Source organism: Acinetobacter sp. WU_MDCI_Abxd143 (assembly GCF_025514195.1).
GTDB classification, from domain to species: Bacteria; Pseudomonadota; Gammaproteobacteria; order Pseudomonadales; family Moraxellaceae; genus Acinetobacter; species Acinetobacter pittii_H.
In genome coordinates, this window is the sequence record NZ_JAHPTH010000001.1 from 675,398 (window position 1) to 701,532 (window position 26,135).

A 26,135-nucleotide genomic window follows, 5' to 3' on the forward strand; every position below is an offset into this window, starting at 1 on the left:
AGAAACCGAGTACGATGAAAATCTTTTTATAAAAAATTTCACCTTACTCGGTATGAACAGCTTATTTCAAACTGCCTGTTAAAAATTGCTTTAAACGCTCACTTTTCGGATTGTTGAGTACTTCATCAGGATGGCCCTGTTCCTCAATTTTCCCTTGATGCAAAAAAATCACTTGATTAGATACATGACGCGCGAAACCCATTTCATGTGTCACCACAATCATGGTACGTCCTTCTTCAGCCAAGCCCTGCATTACTTTTAGTACTTCACCTACCAACTCTGGGTCAAGCGCACTGGTTGGTTCGTCAAACAACATCACTTCAGGTTCCATAGCCAAAGCACGAGCAATTGCTACACGTTGTTGCTGACCACCAGATAAAAATGCCGGATATTTACTTTCAACGCTTTCAGGTAATCCCACTTTACGTAGATATTTGCGCGCACGTTCTTCCGCTTCAGCACGTTTAACTCCAAGTACATGGATTGGCCCCTCAATGACATTTTCCAGTACTGTCATGTGAGACCATAAATTAAAGTGCTGAAATACCATCATCAGCTGGGTACGCATTTTTTGTAGTTGCTTTGGTTCAACCACTTTTAAATTGCCTTTTTTATCAAAGACCGTGCGTAATTTTTCACCATTGAGCTTAATCGTGCCATTGCTCGGTTGTTCCAAAAAGTTAATGCAACGCAGTAAGGTACTTTTACCTGAACCCGATGAACCAATAATACTAATCACATCACCGGCATTTGCATCAAGTGATATTCCTTTAAGCACTTCATGATCGCCGAATGTCTTATGTAAATCGCGAATCACTAGTTTTGCAACGTGTTCCATTTATGTCTCCTAATGATTCGATGGCTTTAAAAATGCCAACCAACGTTTTTCCAACTTACGAAATATCCAAATCAAAATAAATGCCAGCATCGCATATAACACCGCGGCAATTCCAAAAGCATTGAAGGTGTCATAGGTTGCCGCATTTACATCACGCGCAATTTTTAAAATATCTGGAACAGTTGCTGTAAATGCAATGGTTGTCGCGTGCAACATCAAAATGACTTCGTTACCGTAAAATGGCAAAGCACGGCGTAACATCGAAGGAATAATAATACGTGTGTAGAGTTTCCATTTTGACATTCCAAAAGCTTGAGCAGCTTCAATCTCACCATGTGGAATAGAACGAATCGCTCCTGCAAAGATTTCAGTCGTATATGCACTAGTATTGAGCGCGAATGCCAAAATGGTGCAATTTATGCCTTCTCTAAAAAATGCATCAAGCGTCTGATGTTCATGGATGTAATCAAAGCTGTAAATACCTGAATAAATAATCAGCAATTGGATGTACAGCGGAGTCCCACGAAAAACATAAGTAAACAACCAAACTGGGCTACGCAACCAAAGATTTTCTGATACTCGTGCAAGTGATAAAGGCACAGCAAGGACAAACCCAATACCAATCGATAGCACCAATAACCAAGCAGTCATCGCGACACCGGTCATTTGTAGACCATCGGTCCAAAGGTATGCCTGCCAATATTGTTGAAGGATTTCAATCATAATTGTCCCTTCCTCACACCAGCAGAATAACGACGTTCAAGCCACATTAAGATCAGGTTCGACACGGTGGTAATTGCCAAATAAATCGCAGCAGCCACGACACTAAAAAAGAACAATTGCATGGTATTTCTACCCGCATCTTGCGTAATTTTTACAATATCAGTTAGGCCAATAATTGAAACTAGTGCGGTTGCCTTAATTAAAACTTGCCAGTTGTTACCAATACCCGGTAACGCAAAACGCATCATTTGAGGGAATAATACACGGTGAAAAACCTGCCAAGGGGTCATACCATAGGCCATTGCTGCTTCAATTTGTCCTCTTGGAACCGATTGGAATGCGCCACGAAAGGTCTCGGTAAAATATGCACCATAAATGAACGCTAAAGTAATCACACCAGCCACAAATGGGTTGATATCAATTTGGTCCATTTGCAATGCTTCAGTAATTTGGTTGAGACCCAACTGCAAGCTATAAAATAACAGCAGCATAATTACCAAATCAGGCACACTACGGATGAGTGTGGTATAGGCTGTCGCGATATAACGTAAAATTTTAATACTAGAGAGTTTTGAGCTCGCACCAATTAAGCCAATAATCACAGAAAGTAAAAGTGACAACAACGCAAGCTGTATGGTCATCCATGTACCGCTGAGAAGGAGTGGCCCATAGCCAGAAAAAAACATGACTCCTCTTCTCCTAAAAAACAATATCTAATATTGATAAGATGAGAATAGATCTAAAAATGTCGGCTTAAAGCCGACATTTTTCACATCCTTAGTAAATGCTAAAGGAGAAATATTTTTTCTCGAGTTTCTTGTATGTGCCATCTGCAATGATTGCAGCTATTGCTTTATTAATGTTAGCTTTCAAGTCTGCATCTTCTTTGCGTAAGCCAATCGCCGCGCCCACCCCAAGTGTTTTTGCATCAACCACATTCCCACCAACAAAACCGAAGTTTTTGCCTTTTGGTTGTTTTAAGAAAGCACCATCAACCATAATTGCATCTTGTAAGGTTGCATCCAAACGTCCTGACATCATGTCTTGGTAAATCAAATCTTGGACTGGATAAGGTACAACAGTTACGCCTTTTGGTGCCCAATAGGTTTTAGCATAAGTTTCTTGAATTGTGCCCTGTTGTACGCCCACACGTTTACCCTTCAATGATGCAGCAGTCGGTAATAACGGTGAACCTTTTTTTGCAACCATACGTGTTGGCGTGTTGTAGATTTTGCTAGTAAATGCAATTTGTTTTGCACGTTCATCAGTGACTGTCATTGATGAAAGAATACCATCAAACTTTTTCGCTTTAAGTGCCGGAATCATCCCGTCAAAAGAGTTCTCAACCCAAACACATTTGGCTTTAAGTTTTGCACAAATAGCATTCCCTAAATCAACATCAAAACCAGTTAACTTGCCATCTGGTGTTTTATATTCAAATGGTGCATAAGACGACTCAGTACCAAAACGAATCACCTTCCAATCCTTTGCTTGAACATTCGTTGCAACAGCAGCCAAAACTAAGGTTGTTGAAACGAACATTTTTTTCATAAAGCTTGCCATCTTGAAGCTTCTCCTTAAAATCCTAATAAGGTGATAAAAACTTGAGCAATTGCTAAATTACTCTTCTGCCGAAATAATTGCAATTTCTATACCAGTAAATTAAGGATTTATGAAGATGACTAAACAGTGGATTGTATTAACTGATTAAATGTTGAAAAATCACTCAAAATATGAAGCTAATTTTTGAGTGCATAGGCTTCTGCCATATTTTCATTTTCGACCAAGGTTCGAATGGTATATTCATGGTTATGTTCTTTGGCAGTGGCAAATTCACATTTCTGATCCCATAACATTGAGCAACCACTCAGCAATGGACAACCTGCAAATAATTCGGCTACCCAATCAACAAACACTCGAACTTTAGGCGATAAATGACGGTTTTGTAGATACACAACTGATATTGGCATAGGAGCAGGCAACCATTCCGTCAGTACCTCCTTGAGCGTACCTTCTTCTAAATGTTTGGCCACCATGTAATATGGGCATTGAATTAAGCCAAAACCTTGTACTGCCAAATCAACATATGAATCACCATCGTTGACAGAAACACGCCCTTTCACACCAACGCTATGAATCTCACCATCGACCATAAAATCCCAGTCGATATTGCGTCCGGTACGACTATTAAAGTAATGCACGACTTGATGTTTTTGTAGATCTTCAATGGTTTTGGGTTCGCCATGCTCTGCCAAATAACGGGGTGCAGCAACCGTCACACACTGAATTGTTCCAATACGACGTGCAACTAAACTTGAATCTTTCAGTTGACCAATACGGATGACACAGTCCACCGCATCTTGTACCAAATCGACTGGACGATCACTCATTCCAATTACCAAATCAATATCGGGATAACGTTTATGAAAATCACACAGCATGGGAATTAAGATCATTCTTCCAATCGAAGCTTTAACATCAATACGCAGTCGGCCCCTTGGTCCACGTTCCGAATCATGAAAAGTTGACTCTACGTCTTCGACATCAGCTAAAATTCGTGAAGTACGTTCATAATAAACCGCGCCATCTGGTGTCAAACTAAGTTTACGAGTCGTTCGGTTAAGTAACCTAACTTGTAAATGTTTCTCCAAACCCTGAATGGTTGTCGTCACAGAAGCACGCGGTAAACCCAAACTATCAGCTGCTAAACTGAAACTATTTGTTTCGACAACTTTATTGAATACTCTCATGGCATGAAATAGATCCACACGCACACTCCTCTTAATGCGTTTTATTTAACTCAAACACATCAATTATTATAAAAATACGAATAGTGTTATCAAATTTAATATATTTATTCGTGATTGACAAACTTTTATGCTCCGTTCATCCCATAAACCCTGTTTCTCCCATACGGACCAAAACTAAAAGTCTGAAAACAGGTATCCAAATAACTAGGAGCACCTCATGTCATTTTCCCGCAAACAGTTCACACTGTCTGCCATCTTTGTTGCCATTTTAGCAACAGGAGGCAGTTTTATGTTTTTACATGAAAATGCCGATGCAAAAGCTGCACCGACCGCTGCCCAACAAGCTGCTACTGTTGATGTCGCCCCTGTAGTGAGTAAAACCATTACCGATTGGCAATAATATTCCGGTCGTTTAGAAGCAATTGATCAAGTCGATATTCGGCCTCAAGTTTCCGGAAAACTCATTGCCGTACATTTCAAAGATGGCAGTCTGGTTAGAAAAGGTGACTTACTTTTTACAATTGACCCGCGTCCTTTCGAAGCAGAACTCAATCGTGCCCAAGCTCAACTCGCTTCGGCTGAAGCACAAGTCACTTATACGGGTTCTAATCTTTCCCGTATTCAACGTTTAATTCAAAGTAATGCCGTCTCACGTCAAGAGCTAGATTTAGCTCAAAATGATGCACGCTCAGCCAGTGCCAACCTACAAGCCGCTAGAGCTGCCGTTCAATCTGCACGTTTAAATCTTGAGTACACCCGTATTACTGCGCCAGTCAGCGGTCGAATTTCACGAGCCGAAGTCACCGTCGGCAATGTAGTTTCTGCAAGTAACGGAGCACAGGTTTTAACAAGTTTAGTATCTGTATCTCGTCTTTATGCATCTTTCGATGTTGATGAACAAACCTACCTGAAATACATCAGTAACCAGCGTAATTCTGCACAAGTTCCTGTTTATATGGGACTTGCCAATGAAGCAGGCTTTACTCGTGAAGGTACGATCAATTCAATCGACAATAACCTAGATGCAACCTCAGGAACAATCCGTGTTCGCGCGACCTTTGACAATCCAAACGGAGTTTTATTACCAGGCTTATATGCACGAATCCGTTTAGGCGGAGGTCAACCTCGTTCAGCAATTTTAATTAGCCCAACTGCGATCGGAGTCGATCAAGATAAACGCTTTGTCGTAGTAGTTGATGCTAAAAATCAGACAGCCTACCGTGAAGTAAAACTCGGTGCACAACAAGATGGTTTGCAAATCGTGAATAGCGGATTACAAGCGGGTGACCGTATTGTAGTGAACGGTTTACAGCGGATTCGTCCGGGTGACCCTGTGACCCCACACCTCGTTCCGATGCCAAATGCACAAATCACTGCTAACGCTACTCCTCCTCAACCTCAGCCAACAGATAAAACATCAACTCCGGCAAAAGGTTAATCAAATATGAATATTTCTAAATTTTTTATTGATCGGCCGATCTTTGCCGGTGTTTTATCAGTATTGATTTTACTCGCCGGTCTGCTTTCGGTGTTTAAACTACCGATTTCTGAATATCCGGAAGTTGTTCCCCCATCTGTGGTGGTTCGCGCTCAATATCCGGGTGCAAACCCGAAAGTAATTGCTGAAACTGTTGCTTCTCCGCTTGAAGAATCAATCAACGGCGTTGAAGACATGCTGTACATGCAATCTCAAGCAAACAGCGACGGTAACCTAACCATTACGGTGAACTTTAAGCTCGGTATTGATCCAGACAAAGCGCAACAACTGGTTCAAAACCGTGTGTCTCAGGCTATGCCTCGTTTACCTGAAGACGTACAGCGTTTAGGTGTCACGACTTTAAAAAGCTCACCGACTTTAACCATGGTGGTGCATCTGACCTCACCAGATAGTCGCTATGACATGACCTACTTACGTAACTATGCGGTACTCAACGTAAAAGACCGTTTAGCGCGTTTACAAGGGGTTGGCGAAGTCGGTTTATTTGGTTCTGGTGACTACGCGATGCGCGTATGGCTCGACCCGCAAAAAGTAGCGCAGCGTAACCTCACCGCGACCGAAATTGTGAATGCAATCCGTGAACAAAATATTCAAGTTGCAGCAGGTACAATCGGTGCCTCACCAAGTAATTCCCCTTTACAACTTTCAGTCAATGCTCAAGGTCGTTTAACTACTGAGCAAGAATTCGCAGATATCATTTTAAAAACTGCACCAGATGGCGCGGTTACCCGATTGGGTGATGTTGCTCGTGTTGAACTTGCAGCTTCACAATATGGCTTGCGTTCGTTACTCGATAATAAACAAGCGGTTGCCATTCCAATTTTCCAAGCACCGGGTGCCAACGCTTTACAAGTTTCCGATCAAGTGCGCGACACGATGAAGGAGCTTTCAAAAGATTTCCCATCTTCAATTAAATACGACATTGTGTACGACCCGACTCAGTTCGTACGTGCCAGTATTAAAGCGGTCGTTCATACCTTACTTGAAGCAATTGCACTGGTTGTTATTGTTGTAATTTTATTCTTGCAGACATGGCGTGCCTCAATCATTCCATTGCTTGCCGTACCAGTTTCAATTATTGGTACATTCGCGCTCATGCTCGCTTTTGGTTACTCAATCAATGCACTTTCACTGTTTGGGATGGTACTTGCCATCGGGATTGTGGTCGATGACGCTATTGTCGTCGTCGAAAATGTCGAGAGGAATATTGAAGCAGGCTTAAGCCCAAGAGATGCAACTTATCGCGCGATGAGAGAAGTGAGCGGACCGATTATTGCGATTGCTTTAACGCTGGTTGCCGTATTCGTTCCACTTGCCTTTATGACAGGCTTAACAGGGCAGTTTTATAAACAATTTGCCATGACCATCGCCATTTCAACGGTTATTTCGGCATTTAACTCGCTTACTCTATCTCCTGCTTTGGCTGCCATGTTACTAAAAGGACATGATGCTAAACCTGATGCATTAACACGCCTTATGAACCGTGTATTTGGGCGTTTCTTTGCATTGTTTAACCGCGTATTTACACGTGCGTCAGACAACTATGGTAAAGGCGTAAGTCGTGTTATCTCCCATAAAGCATCAGCAATGGGTGTCTATGCAGCACTGTTAGGCTTAACCGTTGGGATTTCTTATATTGTTCCGGGTGGCTTTGTTCCAGCTCAAGACAAACAATATTTGATTAGCTTTGCTCAACTACCAAATGGTGCGTCATTAGATCGTACCGAAGCAGTCATCCGTAAAATGAGTGACACCGCACTTAAACAGCCTGGTGTAGAAAGTGCTGTTGCTTTTCCTGGTCTCTCAATTAACGGTTTTACCAACAGCTCAAGCGCTGGTATTGTCTTTGTGACCTTAAAGCCATTCGATGAACGTAAAGCTAAAGACTTATCTGCAAATGCAATTGCTGGTGCTCTCAACCAGAAATATTCAGCTATTCAAGATGCCTATATTGCGGTTTTCCCACCACCACCCGTGATGGGCTTAGGAACCATGGGCGGCTTTAAACTCCAACTCGAAGACCGAGGTGCCTTAGGCTATTCAGCCTTGAACGATGCTGCACAAAACTTTATGAAAGCAGCACAATCAGCCCCTGAACTTGGTCCAATGTTCTCAAGTTATCAAATTAACGTACCTCAACTAAATGTAGATCTGGACCGTGTAAAAGCCAAACAACAAGGTGTTGCTGTGACTGATGTTTTCAACACCATGCAGATTTATTTAGGTTCTCAGTACGTTAATGACTTTAACCGCTTTGGACGTGTTTATCAGGTTCGAGCACAGGCAGATGCCCCTTTCCGTGCTAATCCTGAAGATATTTTGCAGCTTAAAACCCGTAATAGTACCGGACAAATGGTACCGTTATCTTCATTGGTAAATGTAACTCAAACCTATGGTCCTGAAATGGTCGTTCGTTATAACGGCTATACCTCAGCGGATATTAACGGTGGTCCTGCACCGGGTTATTCATCTAGCCAAGCAGAAGCTGCGGTTGAACGTATTGCTGCTCAAACTCTGCCGCGTGGTATCAAGTTTGAATGGACAGATTTAACTTACCAAAAAATCTTGGCTGGTAATGCAGGACTCTGGGTATTCCCAATTAGCGTCTTACTGGTGTTCTTAGTTTTAGCCGCTCAATATGAAAGTCTAACTTTGCCTTTAGCTGTAATTTTAATTGTGCCAATGGGAATCTTGGCAGCTCTGACAGGTGTCTGGCTGACAGGTGGAGATAACAACATTTTTACCCAAATCGGTTTGATGGTACTGGTCGGGCTGGCTTGTAAAAATGCCATCTTAATTGTCGAGTTTGCACGAGAACTCGAAATGCAAGGCGCAACTGCCTTTAAAGCAGCTGTTGAAGCAAGCCGTCTACGTTTACGCCCAATTTTAATGACTTCTATTGCCTTCATTATGGGTGTAGTTCCACTGGTTACCTCAACTGGTGCAGGTTCTGAAATGCGTCATGCCATGGGTATTGCGGTGTTCTTCGGCATGATTGGTGTAACGCTGTTTGGTTTGTTCCTGACCCCTGCCTTTTATGTCCTAATTCGTACACTGAACAGCAAACATAAATTGCATTCGGCAGCAGTTCATGAAGCACCTTTATCTACCCCACATGATCATTAAGGAGGATATTTGATGGCTACAGCAAAACAAAGCTTATTATTGTCCTCACTCATGGGAAGCCTGCTGCTTGCAAGCTGCTCTTTGGCTCCGGAATATCAACCTGCAAAAGTCATAGTTCCCGTCAAATTTAAAGAGTCTGACCCTAAACTTGAAGACAATAACTGGAAAATTGCCCAACCTGCCGATCAGCAGGTTCGAGGTGAATGGTGGCGTGTTTTTAATGATGCTCAATTGAATGAGTTAGAACAACAGGCTATTTCTGGAAACCAGAGCCTTAAAGCGGCAACGGCTAATATTCAGGCTTCACGTGCGTTACGTTCCGCAGCACAAGCTGAACGCTTGCCAAGTATTAGTGCTGGCTTTGGCCCAACTCGTCAAAAACCTTCTCCCGCTTCATTGGGTCTAGATGACAATGCTCATACGTCTGCACAGACCTTATGGCGTGCTCAAGCCAATGTTTCATATGAGCTCGATTTATTTGGTCGTATTGCCAGTAGTGTCAATGCAGCAACAGCTGATTTACAACAGCAAGAAGCTCTATATCAATCAGCACTTTTAGCTTTGCAAGCAGATGTTGCCCAAGGCTACTTTCTCATTCGTCAACTTGATGCTGAACAAGCAATTTATAATCGCACTATTAAACTGCTTGGCGAGACACGCGACTTAGTTCAAACACGTTTTAGAAATGGTTTAGTCAGTGAATTAGATGTTTCTCGCGCACAGACTGAACTGGCTACCGCCCAAACCAATGCACTGAACATTGCTCGTAACCGAGCCAATGCAGAGCATGCACTTGCAGTATTGTTAGGCAAAACACCTGCTGAGTTTAGCTTGGCAATTCAACCATTAACTGAAAACAGCATTCGCCTTCCAGCAGGTTTACCTTCTGCTTTACTTGAAAGACGACCTGACATTGCTGCTGCCGAGCGTGCTATGGCAGCAGATAATGCGCGTATTGGAATTGCACGCGCTGCTTTCTTCCCGAAACTAGACCTGACAGGTGCACTCGGTTATGAATCATCAACTTTAGGTGATTTAGGTAAATGGTCGAGCCGTACGTTCTTACTTGGTCCAGTCGCAGGCACTATTTTATCTTTGCCATTATTTGACGGCGGACAACGTAAAGCAGGAGTTGCTCAAGCGCGAGCTGCCTATGAAGAAAGCGTCGCAAACTATCGCCAAACTGTATTGAATGCATTTCGCGAAGTTGAAAATGGTTTATCTGATCAAAGAATTCTCGACCAACAAATTCAGGCACAAAACCAAGCACTTTCTTCTTCTCGTCATGCAAATCAATTGTCTCATTTACGCTATCGAGAAGGTGCGATTAGTTATCTTGATGTGATTGATTCGGATCGGACTATTTTGCAACAAGAACAACTTTCTGCACAGCTTAACGGCAGTAGAATGATGGCGAGTGTAAATTTAATCCGCGCATTAGGAGGCGGATGGCAGACTGCTTCACCTAATTAACTTGATATAAAAAAAGCGCCATATGGCGCTTTTTTTATATTTACAACTTATTGTGCGTATACAGGGAATTTTGCACAAACAGTTTCAACTTTCGCTTTTACGTCAGCAATAACTTTTTCGTCACCTTTACTGTCAATCACGTCAGCGATCCAACCAGCAAGTTCACGAACTTCAGCTTCACCGAAACCACGAGTTGTTACTGCTGGAGTACCGATACGGATACCAGAAGTCACAAATGGAGAACGTGGGTCATTTGGAACTGAATTTTTGTTCACAGTAATGTGAGCAGCACCTAACCAAGCGTCAGCATCTTTACCAGTTACATCTTGCTTGATTAAAGATAACAAGAATAAGTGGTTGTCTGTACCACCAGAAACAACATCATAACCACGTGCAATTAATACTTCAGCCATAGCTTGAGCATTTTTCACAACTTGTTGTTGGTAAGCTTTGAAGTCATCAGACATAGCTTCTTTGAAGCAGATTGCTTTAGCAGCAATCGCATGCATTAATGGACCACCTTGGTTACCAGGGAATACAGCTGATTGAAGTTTTTTCTCAATTTCTTCATTCGCTTTCGCAAGGATTAAACCAGAACGTGGACCACGAAGTGTTTTGTGAGTCGTCGTTGTCGTTACGTCAGCAATTTGAACTGGGTTTGGATATACACCAGCAGCAACAAGACCTGCAACGTGAGCCATATCAACAAAAAGGTAAGCGCCAACTTTGTCCGCGATATCACGGAAACGTTGCCAATCTACAACACGGCTGTAAGCAGAGAAGCCAGCAACGATCATACGTGGCTTGTGCTCCAATGCTAAACGTTCAACTTCTTCGTAATCGATCTCGCCAGTTTCAGCGTTTAGACCGTATTGAACCGCATTATAAGTTTTACCAGAGAAGCTTACTTTTGCACCGTGAGTCAAGTGACCACCGTGAGCCAAGCTCATACCTAAAACTGTATCGCCCGGGTTAAGAAGCGCTAGATAAACAGCAGAGTTAGCTTGTGAGCCAGCATGTGGTTGAACGTTTGCGTAATCTGCACCAAAAAGTTCTTTAGCACGATCAATCGCCATTTGCTCGATGATATCCACATACTCGCAACCGCCATAATAGCGTTTGCCTGGATAACCTTCTGCATATTTGTTCGTAAGTTTTGATCCTTGCGCTTCCATCACAGCAGGAGAGCAATAGTTTTCAGATGCAATTAACTCGATATGTGCTTCTTGACGCTCACCTTCAGAAGCAATTGCTTGAGCTAATTCTGGATCAAATTCAGAAATGGAAATATTGGCAAACATTAGCGGGGGTCCTATAAATTAGGGCTTTTAAGCCGTGCTAAGATTGCGGCATATTGTAGCATGAACTTTATAATTAAACAGAATGAAGTTAGCTCAGTTTTAAATAAAAATGGCTCAAGTTTTATAAAAAATGAGCCATTGTCTATAAATCAAATAAAAAGCTGCTTTAAAGCTTATATTTTAAATTTTTCTATTGCTTATTCTAGCTTAGAAAAACATTAAAAATCCTTTAAATATCAACAACTCTATTGAGTCATCAGTAAAGTCTGAACATTTCCAACGATGTTATCAACATTACTACTCATTGCCGTGCCATGGTCCCAGTTACCCGTCACATAACTATTAATTTTGGTACCTAAGGTAGTGGCATTAAATATCAATAGATCAGTTGCTAATTTAGGTACTGTAGGATCAGCTATCCCTTGATAAATGATGATTGGTGTCGTGACTTTTACTTGTAACGGCTGTGAATCTTTTTCCAAAAATGTCTTAACTAGCGACACTGCCATAAAATTAGGTTGTGTACGTGTAAAGCCATCTAGTGTGTCATTATGGTCTTTAGCATAATTACTCATACCCTCATAAAAGGCTCCATACAATGGTCCTGAACAAAGGTTTTCTGCTTGTGCGGCAATACTTGAAATTTGTGAAGTAAATACTTGTGAATAATTAAAGGCAGGTTGTGTATTGCGAATGCCAGCTGTAACCAAAGCTGTATATGTATCAAGCTGTGCATAGGTTGCAATTTTAATATCTATCGGTGCATTCGCAACTTGTGCCTCTCCATCTACTAAGATACCCCCTAGATTAGAAGCAGGTGCTACCGCTACTGTACCTTTATAGTCTAGTTGTGCACGGCTCGCATATTGTGCAGCACCTAATGCAGCATGCCCACCCTGAGAATGTCCTACTGTTAACCATTTTTTTGAAGTTAATAAGTTACGCTGTAATAAATAATTGCGTGTCGCAACCACCGCATCTGTAATTGAAAAAGCCTCACTTTTAATATTTAAAAAAGGATGTATGCCTGGTGTACCTAAACCCTCATAGTCAGGTGCGACCACAACATAACCAGCTGCTAATAATTTACTAATTAAATCTTTTGTACTATCTGCTAAAGCTGCTTTACTTGGTGCGCAAGCATCTGCCACACCCGTAGTACCATGCGCCCAGACTACAATTGGCCAACCGCCTACTGGTGGTGGAGTGTTTGGTGTAAATACCAAACTGGTTGCCTGCACTTCTTGACCACTTTGACCCAACATTTTATAAGTCAAAATACTACTTTCTGCGGCAACTGATCCTAAGTTGGTGCTTGTGTAAGCCTCGACCTTAACGACTGGATTTTGAATATTATTGGTTGGAGTCCCAGATGGATTAGTAGGAGCTGAGCCATCATCACTACTCCCTCCTCCACAAGCGACTAAAAATAAACTCGTGCTAAGAACGCTCGTCATTAATAGGTTCATTTTCATTGGTATATCTTCCCTTAAATTCCATTTTTGTTTTGCTTTAGTTTTTTAATCAACATTTCCTAATGTCTTAAAATATTTACGCCTAATCTTTATTTTCCGCAAGTTCTATTGGATGAAATTAATCTCTAAAAACTTTATTTTTAATATAAATTAACGTTCTCGCCGCTCTCAGGCCTCACTTCATGTTTTAAAGTAGGTAGCCAACTGTTAACATTCTTGATTACTCGTGATTGATTAAAGGGCCAGTTATGCAAACCATTATTTTAGATACAGAAACACATACACTAAATGGTTTGCCTATTGAAATTGCGTATGCCCCAATTGAAATTAATGAAGGCAAATTGACTTTAGATAAGAGCAAATTGTTTGATCAACTTTATCAGGTTGGTGCACCTATCTCATACGCGGCTATGGCAGTACACCATATATTAGAGTCAGATTTAGAAAACCAGCCCCACTATAAAACTTTTAAATTGCCAGAGACTACAACTTATATTATTGGTCACAATATTGATTACGATATTGCCGCGATTGCTCGTTGTGGCGTGGATGTCTCTCATATCAAACCGATTTGTACTCTAGCTTTAGCGCGTAAAACTTGGCCTGATGCAGAAGCGCATAATATTTCTGCACTCATCTATATGATTTCTCAAGGCAGCAGTAAAGCTCGAGAATTGCTCAAAGGCGCACACCGTGCCGATGCAGATATTATTTTAACTGCCAATATCTTGATGCATATTGTCTATCATTTAAATATTCAAGACATTGAAGAGCTTTACCGAGTTTCTGAAGAAGCACGTATCCCTACGACTATTAATTTTGGTAAGCATAAAGGCACAGCAATTGCTGAACTTCCTAAAGACTATATTCAATGGTTATTACGCCAAGATGAACTGGATGTCTATTTACGTAAAGCATTAGAAGGCGCATTTTAAAGTCTTAAATAGATGATATTCATCAATTCTTCATCATATTGTCATTTTTGAGTTTTATGGTTAACCCCATTTATATTTTATTAAAAACAGTACTGTTCAACCGAGAAAATTGGACAGTCTGATTTATTTTTTATTTGGGGAAAAATGATGGCTGGTTTTTATCGAACCAATTTGGGAAGAGTCGCGCTTCAACAACGCAACATTACTTTAAATGCAAAACAAAGACGTTTACTACTATTAATAGATCACGAAGATTTTCAAAATTTAAATAGCGAATTTAAAAAACGTATTGCATCTCCAGAACTTATTCAACAGCTTATCGACTTAAAACTCATTGCTCCTTCTGGCGAAAATTATTCAGAATTAAATGAACAAATATCTTTCCCAGAATCATCCGTAACTCCAATAGAAGCTCATCAAAAAAATACTATAGATGATAATAAAAGTGACGATACAGTTAGTGAAATTCAGGTTACACAATCATCATCTTTTCAACTTTCACATACTGAAATTACCCAGCCACCAATTCGAGTTCAACAACTCTCTTTTGAAGAAATACAACAGTTGATGAAGCAAAGCTTGAGTCAATATTGTGGGCTTATGGCGAAACCACTTATTCAGAAAATAGAGCAAATAAAAATGCTTCAAGAGCTTAAAATGTGCCAAATGCAATGGATTACTAGCTTACAGGAGTCACGTATTCCGCCTCATGAGCTAGCACATACGCTTCATTCTATTAATTATTCAATTCAACTTATTCAACAACGCATCTAAAAAAACAACAAGCTGCTGTTTAATTAAGCATTAAACTCACTTGTTACCTATTTCGTGCTTTACCTATTGGTGTTTTTTTCCTATGATGTGGCCCACACATGTGCGCTCGTAGCTCAGTTGGATAGAGTACAGGTTTCCGAAGCCTGGGGTCGTGGGTTCGATCCCCGCCGAGCGCACCAGTTTATATATAATAACTTCATAAATTTATCTCAATTTCATAAAATTCCGACTATTTTACTTGGTTTATTAATCATTATCGCTCAAAATATACCCCTCTTTCATAATGTGAGAATTTCATGACTGATGCTTTGGTTTTAAGAGATTTGTCCAAAACATATCGTAATGGTTTTCAGGCGTTAAAAGGTATTAACCTCACTGTGCCTGAAGGTGAATTTTATGCGTTGTTAGGCCCAAATGGCGCCGGCAAATCAACAACCATTGGTATTATCAGTTCCCTCACGAAAAAAACCGAAGGAACAGTTGAGATTTTTGGACATAATCTCGACACTCATCCATCTTTGGCAAAACAACAGCTGGGCGTTGTCCCTCAAGAATTTAACTTTGGACAGTTTGAAAAAGCGTTCGATATTTTAGTCACCCAAGCTGGCTATTACGGCATTCATAAAAAGATTGCAGAAAAACGTGCCGAACATTATTTAGAAAAACTAGGTTTATGGGAAAAGCGCAATATACAAGCACGCATGCTATCGGGTGGTATGAAGCGCCGCCTCATGATTGCCCGTGCCATGATGCATGAGCCTAAACTTCTTATTTTAGATGAGCCTACCGCAGGTGTAGATATTGAGTTACGCCGTTCTATGTGGGATTTTCTGACCGAAATGAACGAAAGCGGTACTTCTATTATTTTGACTACACATTATCTCGAAGAAGCAGAAATGTTATGTCGTCAAATTGCTATCATTGACCGCGGTGTCATTAAAGAAGACACCAGCATGAAAAGTTTCTTAAACCAGCTCAGTGAAGAATCTTTTATTTTCGATTTGGCAGAACCTATTGCCCCACTCCAGTTAAATATTATTGGTGTGAAGTTCAACTTAATTGATAGCAGCACTTTAGAAGTGACGATGGATAAAGCACATACATTAAATGACTTATTCCAACTTTTAGAATCACAAGGTATTCGTGTTCGTAGTATGCGAAACAAATCGAACCGTCTAGAAGAGCTATTCGTCAAAATGGTTGAGAAAAATCTTGAAGGAGAGGCAAAATGAATTTTAGCCAACTGCAAATTGCCCTCTGGACTCTAGTTCGTAAAGAAGTACGCCGATTTCTACGTATTTGGCCACAAACCTTATTACCACCTGCGATCACGATGAGTTTGTACTTTGTCATTTTTGGTAATTTGGTTGGTTCGCGCATTGGACAAATGGGCGGCGTGAGCTACATGCAGTTTATCGTACCCGGCCTCATCATGATGGCGGTTATTACCAACAGTTATGCTAACGTATCTTCAAGTTTCTTTAGTGTGAAATTCCAAAAGAGCATTGAAGAACTGATTATGAGTCCCGTTCCACTCCATATCATTTTATGGGGCTATGTCATTGGTGGTATTTGCCGTGGTGTATTGGTCGGGGCAATTGTGACGACAATGAGTATGTTCTTTACAGACCTTTTTATACATAACTGGTTCGTGACTATATATACAGTCTTAATTACCTCAGTTCTTTTCTCATTAGGTGGTTTTATTAATGCAGTTTATGCAAAATCATTTGATGATATTTCTATTATTCCAACATTTGTCCTTACACCTTTAACCTATTTAGGTGGTGTGTTCTATGCCATTAGTGCACTTGGCCCTTTTTGGCAAAAACTTTCTTTAATTAATCCTATTGTGTATATGGTTAACGCTTTCCGTTTCGGCATTTTAGGTCATAGTGACGTGAATGTTACGTTCTCTTTAATCATTGTGACATTATGCTGTGTTGTACTTTACGGAATTGCTTACTATTTACTAGCTCGTGGTTCAGGAATGCGTGAATGAGTGTCGAACAGTCTTTATTGGGTAAAGAAACTCAATATCCAACTAACTATCAACCTGATGTTTTATTTCCAATTGCTCGTGCTCAATCTCGTGAAGCCTACTCACATATTGAAGGTATTACGCAAGGTAAAGATTGGTGGCATGTTTTTGAAATTTCATGGTTAAACGCTCATGCTATCCCGCAAGTTGCTATTGGCAGAATTACACTGCCAGCTTCTTCACCAAATTTGATTGAATCAAAGTCATTAAAACTTTACTTCAATAGCCTTAACTTCACTCAGTTTGACTCTAAACAGTCGTTTATTGAAACGGTTGAAAAAGATCTATCTGCTGCGGCAGGTGCAAAAGTTGAGTTAACCCTATTTCAGGTAGATGATTTAGAGATTTCTAAGCCTCAAGGCATTTGTATTGATGACTTAGATCCAGAGCGTTTAGAGCAACATCCAGATGCGACTCTTTTAAAACAAGATGAGTCTGATGAAGAAGTAGAAATTGAACTGTATTCTCACCTTTTGAGAAGTAACTGCCCAGTCACGGGACAACCGGATTGGGGTACAGTTTTTATCCGTTTTAAGGGCAAAAAACCTTGTTATCGTAGTGTTTTAGCTTATATTATCTCGTACCGTCAGCATAACGGTTTTCACGAACAGTGTGTCGAGCAGATTTTTGCTGATATTTGGCAAAATTTGCAGCCTGAAAAGCTGATGGTTTATGCAACTTATACTCGTCGCGGCGGACTTGATATTAACCCTTGCCGAGTATCGGATCTTTCATGGATGCCAAAACCGATTCGATTGGCACGACAATAAAACGAATAATTTGAGGATATACCATGCCGTTTTTTGGTTTTACCCCTTCTGAAGGCTTATTGAACGATATACAAACTGGAATTGCGAATAAAAATTCTAGTGAACCTTTATATCCACTTCGCGATAAGATTGCTTTACAACTCAATGAAGAGATTATTGATAATGTCTTAATTCAGTTAGTTCAGCACTTCCCTGCAAGTGAAAAACGCGATACTGCCGAAAAGCTAGCAGGCTATGTCAAATCAACAGTTGCTGTTCTTTTAAAACAATTGTTAAGCAAAGCACCAAACGATGTTGTGAAACAGTCCGTAGAGTTCTCTGAAAAAAGCTTATTTAAAGACCCACAAGGTCAATATAAAGTAGGTGTAACTTTAGATTCTAGTTTAGTCACTAACCTTAAGCATAACTTCACTGAGCTTGAAGCTGGCAACGATATTAATAAAGCTGCATTAGCTGAACTATATAAACAATTCGGCGATGCTATGATCAAGCATTTTATGTCTGATTTTAATAAGACATTAGACCTCGGCATGATCAAGCGTAAAGCTGCTGATATTGGCGCTGCGGCTGTAACAAAAGCAGTTCATATTGCAATCGATAAGCTCATCCCTAGCTTAAATCGTACTGAACTAAAAGCGATGGCTGAATATCATGATGGCCTATTCTTTAACTAATAAAAAATAGCCTATCGGAAACCTAGCGAGAGCTAGGTTTTTTTATTGCAAAATATTGATATACATTGCCATTAATCAGGTTTATGTTAGCATGCGCCAAGCACTGATTGACCTAGTTAACGCCGCATGTCTCCTAGTCCACAATATAAATTTTTACGCCAAGCTCCTCGAGATGGTCTTAGCACCGCTATGCAACCATCAAAGTGGCAACAACTCCATATTGATCCGTGGTTATGCCTATTTTTGCTTTTAAATGCTCTGTTAGGTTTAACTGTACTATATAGTGCTTCAGCACAAGATGTAGGGTTAGTCAGTAAACAAGCCATGAGTTTTGGTATTGGTTTTCTAGTGATGATTGGCCTAGCCCAAATTCCGCCTAAGGTCTATCAAGCGTTTTCCCCCTACTTTTATTTATTTGGTCTATTTTCACTTGTGGCAGTCATGGTGTTCGGTGAAGTCCGAATGGGTGCTCAGCGTTGGATTGATATTCCTGGTTTCGGAAGTGTCCAACCCAGTGAATTCATGAAAATCGGTATGCCGATGATGATTGCATGGTTCTTAGCAAGAAAACCTCTTCCCCCTAGCTTTTCACAAGTTGTTTTATCATTAATGTTAATTGGTATTCCTTTTTTACTGATTGCAGAACAACCAGATTTAGGGACATCACTTTTAGTCTTGGCAAGCGGCATATTTGTCTTATTTTTAAGTGGATTATCATGGCGGATGATTGGTGCAGCTGCCGCTTGTGCAGCAGTCATTATTCCTATTGCATGGGAATTTCTTTTACACGACTATCAGCGTCAAAGGGTTTTAACTTTACTTAATCCAGAAGCAGATGCACTCGGTACAGGTTGGAATATTATTCAATCTAAAACTGCAATTGGCTCTGGCGGTTTTTCAGGTAAAGGTTTCCTTGAAGGTACCCAATCACATTTACACTTTTTACCCGAAGGACATACTGACTTTATTATTGCTGCATATTCCGAAGAGTTTGGTCTCATCGGTGTACTGATTTTAGTAACTCTTTATTTTGCTATTATTTTTAGAACATTCCAGATCGGTTTACAAAGCTTCCATAACTATGGACGTTTAGTTGCTGGCGCCTTTGGTTTGTCTTTTTTTGTTTATGTATTTGTAAATGCGGGAATGGTCAGTGGTATTTTACCTGTAGTAGGTGTTCCTTTACCTTTTATGAGTTATGGCGGAACAGCTATTATTACTTTAATGGCCACCTTTGGTTTAGTCATGTCCATTCATACACATCGATAATCTGGAATTTTAAAACGATATGTTGTCTCAACACTTAAATAAAACTTTAAAAATGCTTGCTTTGTGTACTGGCTTAATCAGTACCAGTCATTTTGCTCAGGCTAACGATTTTGCCACACATCCTGATTATTTAAACTTTAAACAAAAAACGATGAATGCTTATGGCTTAAGTAGCGATCAAGTCGATGCAGCCATGAGCGGCGCAAAAAATTTACCAAACATTCTAAATATTATGACTCGTCCAGGGGAAAGTAAGCCTTGGTATGACTACCGTTCCATGTTCTTGGTGGAAGGCACAATTCAGCGCGGTGTGCGTTTTAAAAACCAATATGCAGATGCCTTAAATCGCGCTGAACAGCAATATGGCGTATCTCAAGCTGTGATTTTAGGTATTTTGGGCGTTGAAACAGGTTATGGCGCAAATAAAGGTTCATTTATTACACGTGATGCTTTAGCTACTCTTGCTTTTGGCTATCCTCGCCGTGCTGAATATTTTGGTGATGAGCTAGCCGCTCTGATCGCATGGACTTATAAAGAAGGTTATCCAACTAGAAATATTGTTGGCTCATATGCAGGTGCGATTGGTTATCCGCAATTTATGCCAAGTAATATTAGTAAATATGGTGTGGATTATGACGGTAATGGACATATCGACTTAAGAAACTCAGCAGAAGATGCTATTGGATCAATCGCAAACTACTTAGCAAAACAAGGATGGCAACGCGATCAGCCTATCGGGTTTATGGCACGTTACACTGGGTCAAATCCGGAAAGTATTATTGCGAAAGATTTAACTCAGCCTTTCCCCTATGGCGCACTAAAGACACTAGGTATCACACCATTAAATCCTTTAGTTAAAATTGATGATCTGGACATGGTGAATGTAATTCAATTACAAGACTATAACGGTCCAATTTACTATTTAACTTACCCGAATTTTCAAGTGATTACGACTTATAATAAGAGCCGCATGTACGCTACCGCTGTGTGGTTATTAGGCACTGAAGTGGCTAGCCGATAGGCTAGCTTTTTTATAGCCACACCAAAAGTCAATAAATATTTTTGTTAAATAGCTCACAATACATACATTTTAAATAAATTGTTACACTATTGGTTGTTTTTTAATCTAAAACTGTAAGTTTTTGCCCTTTTTGTAACGATTTCTCGTTAAAGACTAGACACTCTCCGTAAGCGATGAATATTATCCACCCCAATATAGCAATTGCAAAAGTGAATAATAAGGCATGTTCACTTTAAATTTCAGTCAATGGCTGAAAGAAAAAAGTACATGTTCTCAGGAGTTTATACAAATGCAGTTATCGCTGAAATACGTTCTTGCACTGACGGCTAGTTTAAGCATGGCCCCACTGCACGCTGAAATGGTGCAGTCATCATCATTAAACAGTGATGTAGATGGTCCTAATCTAGCAGCACGTGTATTGAGTAAAGATACTCAAAACTTTAATTCTCGTTTTTCTAACATTAACAGTCTTTCAATCACTGAACGTTCTGGCGATCAAATCCGTCGTCAAGCGATCGCAGCAAAAATTGAAATCCCTGAAGATGAGCCTTCAGTGATTGAAAAACTTAACACAGTAGCTTCAAACACTGTTCGTAAGTTTAGCCAAACTGGTATGGCGTCTTGGTATGGCCGCCAATTCCATGGTCGTAAAACTGCAAGTGGTGAAACATTCGACATGAATGCTTTAACTGCTGCTCACCGTAGCCTACCGTTGAACTGTTACATTCGAGTAACGAATAAAGACAATGGTAAAAGTGTAGTTGTAAAAGTAAATGACCGTGGTCCTTTCCATGGCAACCGTGTACTTGACCTATCATACGGTGCAGCTAAACGTCTTGGTATTACCAATGCTGGAACAGCTAAAGTAAATATTGAGCGTGTTGATGGCCCAACTTCATAAGTTATAGCCTCTCGAGTTCATGTAAAAAGCCGCAATTTTTCTGCGGCTTTTTTATATTTTAAGTTATCAAAATAAATCCTAACTTAAAGTTAAAAAATCCTCTTTTTTTGACCCTTATCTAGCTCTGGATTTGAATATTTTTTAAACAAAAAACCATGTTTATTTAATACTAGTTAATTTTACGTCTAATTTGCGTTTAGAGCGACTTTTTCAAATTTGCGCTACCCTAGTACCATTTTTCCAAAATAAAGGCTATTTATGGCGTTTTTAGAGTAGATGAGTAGAGCTTTTTCACACAATTTTCCCACCCATCTCAAAATTACACTTTTTTTGCTGTTTTCATCATCTAGCAATAGAGAAAAAATATTATGAAAAATTACCCCATTCTTGAGGTTGTATTGCCCCCTATTTCAATCACAGTCACATTATTTTTTCGTTTGCCCTTTCTTAGGTCTTTTTAATACAACGCTCCCTATAGTTGAATAGTGTTAGTTTCTTGTCGAGATCCCCAAGAACAGACTAAAATATACTCACAAAAAATAAATCAAAGTTAAAACAAGGAGTGTGCTACTCATGAAATCCATTACTGAATGGTTTGATGAATATAGCGAAAGTCATCAAAATCCAACCAATAAACAAATTCACTGGCTTTGCGTTCCCGCCATTTTATTTTCTATTATTGGAATCATTGCGCATTTCAGCACATTGCTTACTACTTTATTACTTGTGTTGACCTTAGTATTTTATGCACGTTTAGATCTTGTACTTGCTGTTGCAATGGCTGCTTTACTTGTTGTTATGGCATGGCTCATTTACACCCTACCTGTAGGAGTCGGATTTTATATCGCTATTTTTGTGATTGCTTGGGTTGGACAATTTTACGGACACAAAGTCGAAGGCAAAAAACCATCTTTCTTTAAAGATTTACAATTCCTACTAATTGGACCAGTTTGGTGTATGGATGCTTATCTCTCAAAAATCCTACCTAAATGGAAAAGCAGACAAAAACAAGCTCTTGCTTAAAGATGGATTTAAAGCTGAATCCTTTCGATTCAGCTTTTGCATGTTAGTAATTTATTAGAAAATTTATAAAATAAAAAAATCCTAAACTTGCTATCACACTTAAAAGAACTTTTTTTAGATAAATAACGATTACAATACAAAAGATTGCTGCATAAATATAAGGATTATTTATCACGCCTCTTAAATCATCACCATCGAAAAAAATAACTGGAATACAAATTGCAGTTAACAAACAAGGTGCAGAATAGTTAAGCATCTTATTCAGAATAAGCGGCAGTTTAATTTTTACTTGAGGTTCTAAAAAATAATAGCGATTAAAAAAGACGATTGCTGCCAAGCCTAAAATCACAAACCAAGACATGCTATCTCTCCTTACCCATTTTTTCAGTTAAAACAGCAATTAACATTCCCATTAATCCTGAAAGTAAAATCGCACCCTCAATTTGATAAAATTTAAATAAAAACCCACTTAAACAAGTTATTAGCACACCAGCTATGACCGGAAATCCTTTACATAACGGCACAATCATGGCAATAAAAATAGCAACGATCGAAAAATCCAAATGGTAATTTAAAAGATCAGGTATCACTGTCGCCAGCAGTATTCCCACCAAACTAAAAGCAACCCAAAATAAATAAAAACACAAACCAGCTCCCAACAGATATTCCGAACTTCTTTTTTCAAATGGAGCACTCACCGCAAACAATTCATCTGTTAATAAAAAGCCTAAACTCAACCGTTTAGGTAGGGACAAAATAGAAATGTCATTTCTTAAAGTTAATGCATAAATAAAATGCTGAGCCGTTAAAAAGAAAATAGTCAAATAAATTGTAAAAACAGATGCACCTTCCATAGCCATGCTTAAGCTAACCAACTGAGCAGCTCCAGCAAAGACGAGCCCAGACATTGCTAGTGCTTTATAGAAAGATAATCCTGCATGAATTGCCATAGATCCCGCTAAGATTGCCCACGGAATAACAGAAATTGACAAGGGCAAAATATCCATTGCACCACGTAAAAATAAATAGGATGGCTTATTTTTTGAAAACCCAACTGGCTGATTAAGCTGAATATTCATATATAAAATCCAATATAAGAAACATCTCTATACCATGCTTGATGAGTGCCGACTTATATTGGATAAAATTGCTTTAAAACTAATTTATTTATATGTTCAAACTTGCTACATATTGAGTGGGTGTGACGCCCATTGCTTTTTTAAAGTGACGGTTAAAATGGCTTTGGTCAGAAAAACCACATTGTTGTGCCACCATGGCAATTTGGTCCCCCTGTTTTAATAACTGTCTTGCTTTTTGTAAACGTGCTTGTACAAGCCAAGCGTGAGGTGGCAGACCTACATATTTTTTAAATTGCCTTAAGAAATGCCAAGCGCTCAAGCCGACCATGTCAGCCAAATCTTGTAAAGAAAAGTTTGTTTCAGGCATTTCTACGAGTAATTCTTTAACTCTTAATATTTTTGAATATGCTTCTGGTAACTCACAAAAAGTATGATTTGATTTACCATGTCTCTTCATAAGACACGCTAACGTTGTTAAATACATCGTTTCTTTGAGTAGAAAATTATCTTTTTGTTCTAATAAATCAAAAAGTAAGCAAAGCTGTTGAGCCAAACCTAGGTCGCGAATCACAGCTTGAGGAAACCATGGTGCTCCATGTGGATTTTCAAAAAAATCTTGACTAACTTCTGCTAACATTTCAGGTGTTGGATAGATCGCTCGATAACGCCACCCTGACTCAACAGCCGATGAACCAGTATGGATCTCGTCAGCATTGACTAAAATAATATCGCCTTTAGGAGCTACATGTAGCTGTCCCGTCCTAAAAAAAGACTGTGCTCCCTCTTCAATCACACCAATACAGTACCCTTCATGAGTATGCTTTGAAAATTGTGTTTGGTGATAATGTGCTTTTAATAACTCTAAACCGCCCAACTCTCGCACATGCAGATAATCGGCTTGCTCCCGCTGCATAAATACGTCTCATCTATTCAATAAAAAAACCATAGCATGTTTTAATAAACTGAATAGAACAAAATTGCTCTATGAAAATAATCTGATTAAACGCTCACGTGAGCTTTATTGATAAATCTGTCCGTCATGTTTAAGCCATCCACTTTCATGACGACCTTGTGGATCGTGATGAGTCCAATGTAGTACACCACCTTTTGGGTTGTACTCATATTCGCCATAAAACTCAACGATGTCACCTTTATTTAGATTAGAAATTTTAGGTGCCAAATCGATATTATGCGCAACCAAAATTGAAAGGCCATTTTTTAATACTAGAATAAATTTCTGGTGTCTTGATCCATCATTATCGTCTCTTAAAATTGCTTTGACTCGACCACTTCCCTGCACTTGAACATTACTTTGTCTCTGCTCGTAAGCAGCTTTTACAGTGTCCACCCCATTATTTGAAAGTGTAGTTTCATTACGCTGAGCTGTGGGTATAGTTGATGATGGTGATAGACTTTGCTTATGTCCAGATAAATCGAGACCAAAATAAGCAGCAATCAATAAAATAATGACACCACTAATACTGAGATTTTTTTTATTTATCATTGCATACCCTTATTTTAACTGAGATAAAAAAAGCCCCAATGGGGCTTTTTTTATTGTGATACGAATTACTTCGCAGCAGCTTGAGCAGCAGCAACTTCTTCAGCGAAGCTAAGTTCTGCTTTCTTCTCAATACCTTCACCAACTTCGAAACGTACGAATTCAGCAACAGTAGTACCAGTTGCTTTTAATACATCAGCAACTTTCTTGTCGTTGTCGATTACATACATTTGACGATCAAGAGCAACTTCGTTCAAGTATTTATCAACTGAACCAGTTACCATTTTCTCAACGATGTTAGCTGGCTTACCAGATTCTAACGCTTTCGCTTCAGCAATTTCTTTTTCTTTAGCGATAAGGTCAGCAGGAACAGCTTCAGCATTTACAGCTACTGGGTTGAATGCAGCAACGTGCATTGCAATACCTTTACCAGTATCAGCATCACCAGTATAAGAAACTACAACACCGATTTTTAAACCGTGTTTGTAGATAGCCAAGTTTTCGCCTTCAACGATTTTCGCGCGACGAACTTGGATGTTTTCACCGATTTTTTGAACAAGTGCAATACGAGCTTCTTCAACTGATTGACCGTCTGCTAATTTTAATTCAGCGATTTTAGCAGCATCAGTTTCACCAGCAGCTAAAGCAGCAGTAGCAACAGCTTTTGAGAAGTTAGAGAAGTTTTCGTCTTTAGCAACGAAGTCAGTTTGACAGTTAACTTCAACTAAAATTGCTTTGTTGCCTTCTTGAACGATTGTGATTGCACCGTCAGCAGCAATGTTACCAGCTTTTTTAGCAGCTTTAGCTTGACCAGATTTACGAAGGTTATCAATAGCAAGCTCGATGTCACCGTTCGCTTCTGTTAATGCTTTTTTGCATTCCATCATTGCAAGACCAGTACGGTCACGTAATTCTTTTACCATGCTTGCAGTAATTGCAGTCATGTTGATCTCCTAAAATCGG

General features: G+C 39.6%; 25 protein-coding genes, 1 tRNA gene and 1 pseudogene. 15 read left to right on the forward strand and 12 right to left on the reverse strand.

Features of this window, described 5'->3' with window-relative positions:
• Positions 1 to 61: 61 nt before the first annotated feature.
• From KTI79_RS03175 to KTI79_RS03195, 5 genes are all read right to left on the reverse strand, one after another.
• On the reverse strand, positions 62 to 838 hold the full coding sequence (locus KTI79_RS03175; RefSeq protein ID WP_016145905.1) for an ABC transporter ATP-binding protein: 777 nt from the start codon (positions 836 to 838) through the stop codon (positions 62 to 64).
• A 9-nt stretch (positions 839 to 847) separates the two neighbouring features.
• Entirely contained in the window at positions 848 to 1,561 is a 714-nt protein-coding gene (locus KTI79_RS03180) for an ABC transporter permease (RefSeq protein WP_032053378.1), read from the reverse strand.
• Entirely contained in the window at positions 1,558 to 2,247 is a 690-nt protein-coding gene (locus tag KTI79_RS03185; protein WP_032053377.1) for an ABC transporter permease, read from the reverse strand. Before KTI79_RS03185 ends, KTI79_RS03180 begins: the two co-directional genes overlap by 4 nt.
• 91 nt (positions 2,248 to 2,338) lie before the next feature.
• On the reverse strand, positions 2,339 to 3,124 hold the full coding sequence (locus KTI79_RS03190) for an ABC transporter substrate-binding protein (RefSeq protein ID WP_032053376.1): 786 nt from the start codon (positions 3,122 to 3,124) through the stop codon (positions 2,339 to 2,341).
• A gap of 176 nt (positions 3,125 to 3,300) precedes the next feature.
• Entirely contained in the window at positions 3,301 to 4,329 is a 1,029-nt protein-coding gene (locus KTI79_RS03195) for a LysR family transcriptional regulator (RefSeq protein WP_032053374.1), read from the reverse strand.
• 199 nt (positions 4,330 to 4,528) lie between these two features.
• Between KTI79_RS03195 and adeF the strand changes: the two are divergent.
• The 3 genes and pseudogenes from adeF (at position 4,529) to KTI79_RS03210 (ending at position 10,408) form a co-directional block, all read left to right on the forward strand.
• A pseudogene (gene adeF / locus KTI79_RS03200) lies at positions 4,529 to 5,749 on the forward strand (multidrug efflux RND transporter periplasmic adaptor subunit AdeF).
• A gap of 6 nt (positions 5,750 to 5,755) precedes the next feature.
• Entirely contained in the window at positions 5,756 to 8,935 is a 3,180-nt protein-coding gene (gene adeG / locus KTI79_RS03205; protein ID WP_086376139.1) for a multidrug efflux RND transporter permease subunit AdeG, read from the forward strand.
• A gap of 12 nt (positions 8,936 to 8,947) precedes the next feature.
• Positions 8,948 to 10,408 carry an efflux transporter outer membrane subunit gene (locus KTI79_RS03210; protein WP_032053370.1) on the forward strand — a complete coding sequence of 487 codons (1,461 nt, stop codon included), beginning with the start codon at positions 8,948 to 8,950 and terminating at the stop codon, positions 10,406 to 10,408.
• Positions 10,409 to 10,455: 47 nt separating this feature from the next.
• Here the strand turns inward: KTI79_RS03210 and glyA are convergent, their stop codons facing one another.
• Positions 10,456 to 11,709: a serine hydroxymethyltransferase gene (glyA, locus tag KTI79_RS03215; RefSeq protein ID WP_004791172.1), complete on the reverse strand. Its 1,254-nt coding sequence runs from the start codon at positions 11,707 to 11,709 to the stop codon at positions 10,456 to 10,458.
• 60 nt (positions 11,710 to 11,769) lie between these two features.
• Here glyA and KTI79_RS03220 point away from each other — a divergent pair, with 60 nt between their 5' ends.
• Positions 11,770 to 11,931: a hypothetical protein gene (locus tag KTI79_RS03220; RefSeq protein ID WP_079284108.1), complete on the forward strand. Its 162-nt coding sequence runs from the start codon at positions 11,770 to 11,772 to the stop codon at positions 11,929 to 11,931.
• 23 nt (positions 11,932 to 11,954) lie between these two features.
• On the opposite strand, the gene KTI79_RS03225 is transcribed toward KTI79_RS03220, so the two are convergent.
• On the reverse strand, positions 11,955 to 13,184 hold the full coding sequence (locus tag KTI79_RS03225) for an alpha/beta hydrolase (RefSeq protein ID WP_032053368.1): 1,230 nt from the start codon (positions 13,182 to 13,184) through the stop codon (positions 11,955 to 11,957).
• Positions 13,185 to 13,432: 248 nt separating this feature from the next.
• Here KTI79_RS03225 and KTI79_RS03230 point away from each other — a divergent pair, with 248 nt between their 5' ends.
• The 11 genes from KTI79_RS03230 to KTI79_RS03280 all read left to right on the forward strand — a co-directional run bounded on the left by KTI79_RS03230 (position 13,433) and on the right by KTI79_RS03280 (position 22,592).
• Positions 13,433 to 14,119 (forward strand): putative quorum-sensing-regulated virulence factor, encoded by a 687-nt coding sequence (locus KTI79_RS03230; RefSeq protein ID WP_032053365.1) that lies wholly within the window; start codon positions 13,433 to 13,435, stop codon positions 14,117 to 14,119.
• Positions 14,120 to 14,263: 144 nt separating this feature from the next.
• Positions 14,264 to 14,893: a hypothetical protein gene (locus tag KTI79_RS03235; protein WP_079284107.1), complete on the forward strand. Its 630-nt coding sequence runs from the start codon at positions 14,264 to 14,266 to the stop codon at positions 14,891 to 14,893.
• A gap of 102 nt (positions 14,894 to 14,995) precedes the next feature.
• Positions 14,996 to 15,072, forward strand: a tRNA-Arg gene (locus tag KTI79_RS03240).
• Between the two features lie 117 nt (positions 15,073 to 15,189).
• On the forward strand, positions 15,190 to 16,125 hold the full coding sequence (locus KTI79_RS03245; protein ID WP_002118101.1) for an ABC transporter ATP-binding protein: 936 nt from the start codon (positions 15,190 to 15,192) through the stop codon (positions 16,123 to 16,125).
• Positions 16,122 to 16,895 (forward strand): ABC transporter permease, encoded by a 774-nt coding sequence (locus tag KTI79_RS03250; protein ID WP_016145917.1) that lies wholly within the window; start codon positions 16,122 to 16,124, stop codon positions 16,893 to 16,895. The genes KTI79_RS03245 and KTI79_RS03250 overlap by 4 nt, the downstream gene beginning before the upstream one ends.
• Positions 16,892 to 17,704 carry an NADPH-dependent 7-cyano-7-deazaguanine reductase QueF gene (gene queF, locus KTI79_RS03255; protein WP_032053361.1) on the forward strand — a complete coding sequence of 271 codons (813 nt, stop codon included), beginning with the start codon at positions 16,892 to 16,894 and terminating at the stop codon, positions 17,702 to 17,704. Before KTI79_RS03250 ends, queF begins: the two co-directional genes overlap by 4 nt.
• 23 nt (positions 17,705 to 17,727) lie before the next feature.
• Positions 17,728 to 18,378, forward strand: a complete 651-nt coding sequence (locus KTI79_RS03260; protein ID WP_032053359.1) for a hypothetical protein — start codon at positions 17,728 to 17,730, stop codon at positions 18,376 to 18,378.
• Between the two features lie 126 nt (positions 18,379 to 18,504).
• Positions 18,505 to 19,647 (forward strand): rod shape-determining protein RodA, encoded by a 1,143-nt coding sequence (gene rodA, locus KTI79_RS03265; protein ID WP_032053358.1) that lies wholly within the window; start codon positions 18,505 to 18,507, stop codon positions 19,645 to 19,647.
• 19 nt (positions 19,648 to 19,666) lie between these two features.
• Positions 19,667 to 20,668 carry a lytic murein transglycosylase B gene (gene mltB, locus KTI79_RS03270; RefSeq protein ID WP_032053356.1) on the forward strand — a complete coding sequence of 334 codons (1,002 nt, stop codon included), beginning with the start codon at positions 19,667 to 19,669 and terminating at the stop codon, positions 20,666 to 20,668.
• Between the two features lie 289 nt (positions 20,669 to 20,957).
• Positions 20,958 to 21,569 carry a septal ring lytic transglycosylase RlpA family protein gene (locus tag KTI79_RS03275; RefSeq protein WP_002118141.1) on the forward strand — a complete coding sequence of 204 codons (612 nt, stop codon included), beginning with the start codon at positions 20,958 to 20,960 and terminating at the stop codon, positions 21,567 to 21,569.
• Positions 21,570 to 22,142: 573 nt separating this feature from the next.
• Entirely contained in the window at positions 22,143 to 22,592 is a 450-nt protein-coding gene (locus KTI79_RS03280) for a DUF962 domain-containing protein (RefSeq protein ID WP_032053355.1), read from the forward strand.
• A gap of 43 nt (positions 22,593 to 22,635) precedes the next feature.
• Here KTI79_RS03280 and KTI79_RS03285 read toward each other — a convergent pair whose 3' ends face one another.
• The 5 genes from KTI79_RS03285 to tsf all read right to left on the reverse strand — a co-directional run bounded on the left by KTI79_RS03285 (position 22,636) and on the right by tsf (position 26,116).
• Positions 22,636 to 22,953, reverse strand: coding sequence for an AzlD domain-containing protein (locus KTI79_RS03285; RefSeq protein ID WP_032053354.1), 318 nt, complete (start codon positions 22,951 to 22,953; stop codon positions 22,636 to 22,638).
• Between the two features lies 1 nt (position 22,954).
• Positions 22,955 to 23,671, reverse strand: a complete 717-nt coding sequence (locus KTI79_RS03290) for an AzlC family ABC transporter permease (RefSeq protein WP_032053353.1) — start codon at positions 23,669 to 23,671, stop codon at positions 22,955 to 22,957.
• Positions 23,672 to 23,759: 88 nt separating this feature from the next.
• A complete protein-coding gene (locus KTI79_RS03295; protein ID WP_005068210.1) occupies positions 23,760 to 24,584 on the reverse strand; it encodes a helix-turn-helix transcriptional regulator in 825 nt (274 codons plus the stop codon).
• A gap of 105 nt (positions 24,585 to 24,689) precedes the next feature.
• Positions 24,690 to 25,175, reverse strand: coding sequence for a DUF3465 domain-containing protein (locus KTI79_RS03300; RefSeq protein ID WP_032053352.1), 486 nt, complete (start codon positions 25,173 to 25,175; stop codon positions 24,690 to 24,692).
• Between the two features lie 65 nt (positions 25,176 to 25,240).
• Positions 25,241 to 26,116, reverse strand: a complete 876-nt coding sequence (tsf, locus tag KTI79_RS03305) for a translation elongation factor Ts (protein WP_002118238.1) — start codon at positions 26,114 to 26,116, stop codon at positions 25,241 to 25,243.
• Between the last annotated feature and the right edge of the window lie 19 nt (positions 26,117 to 26,135).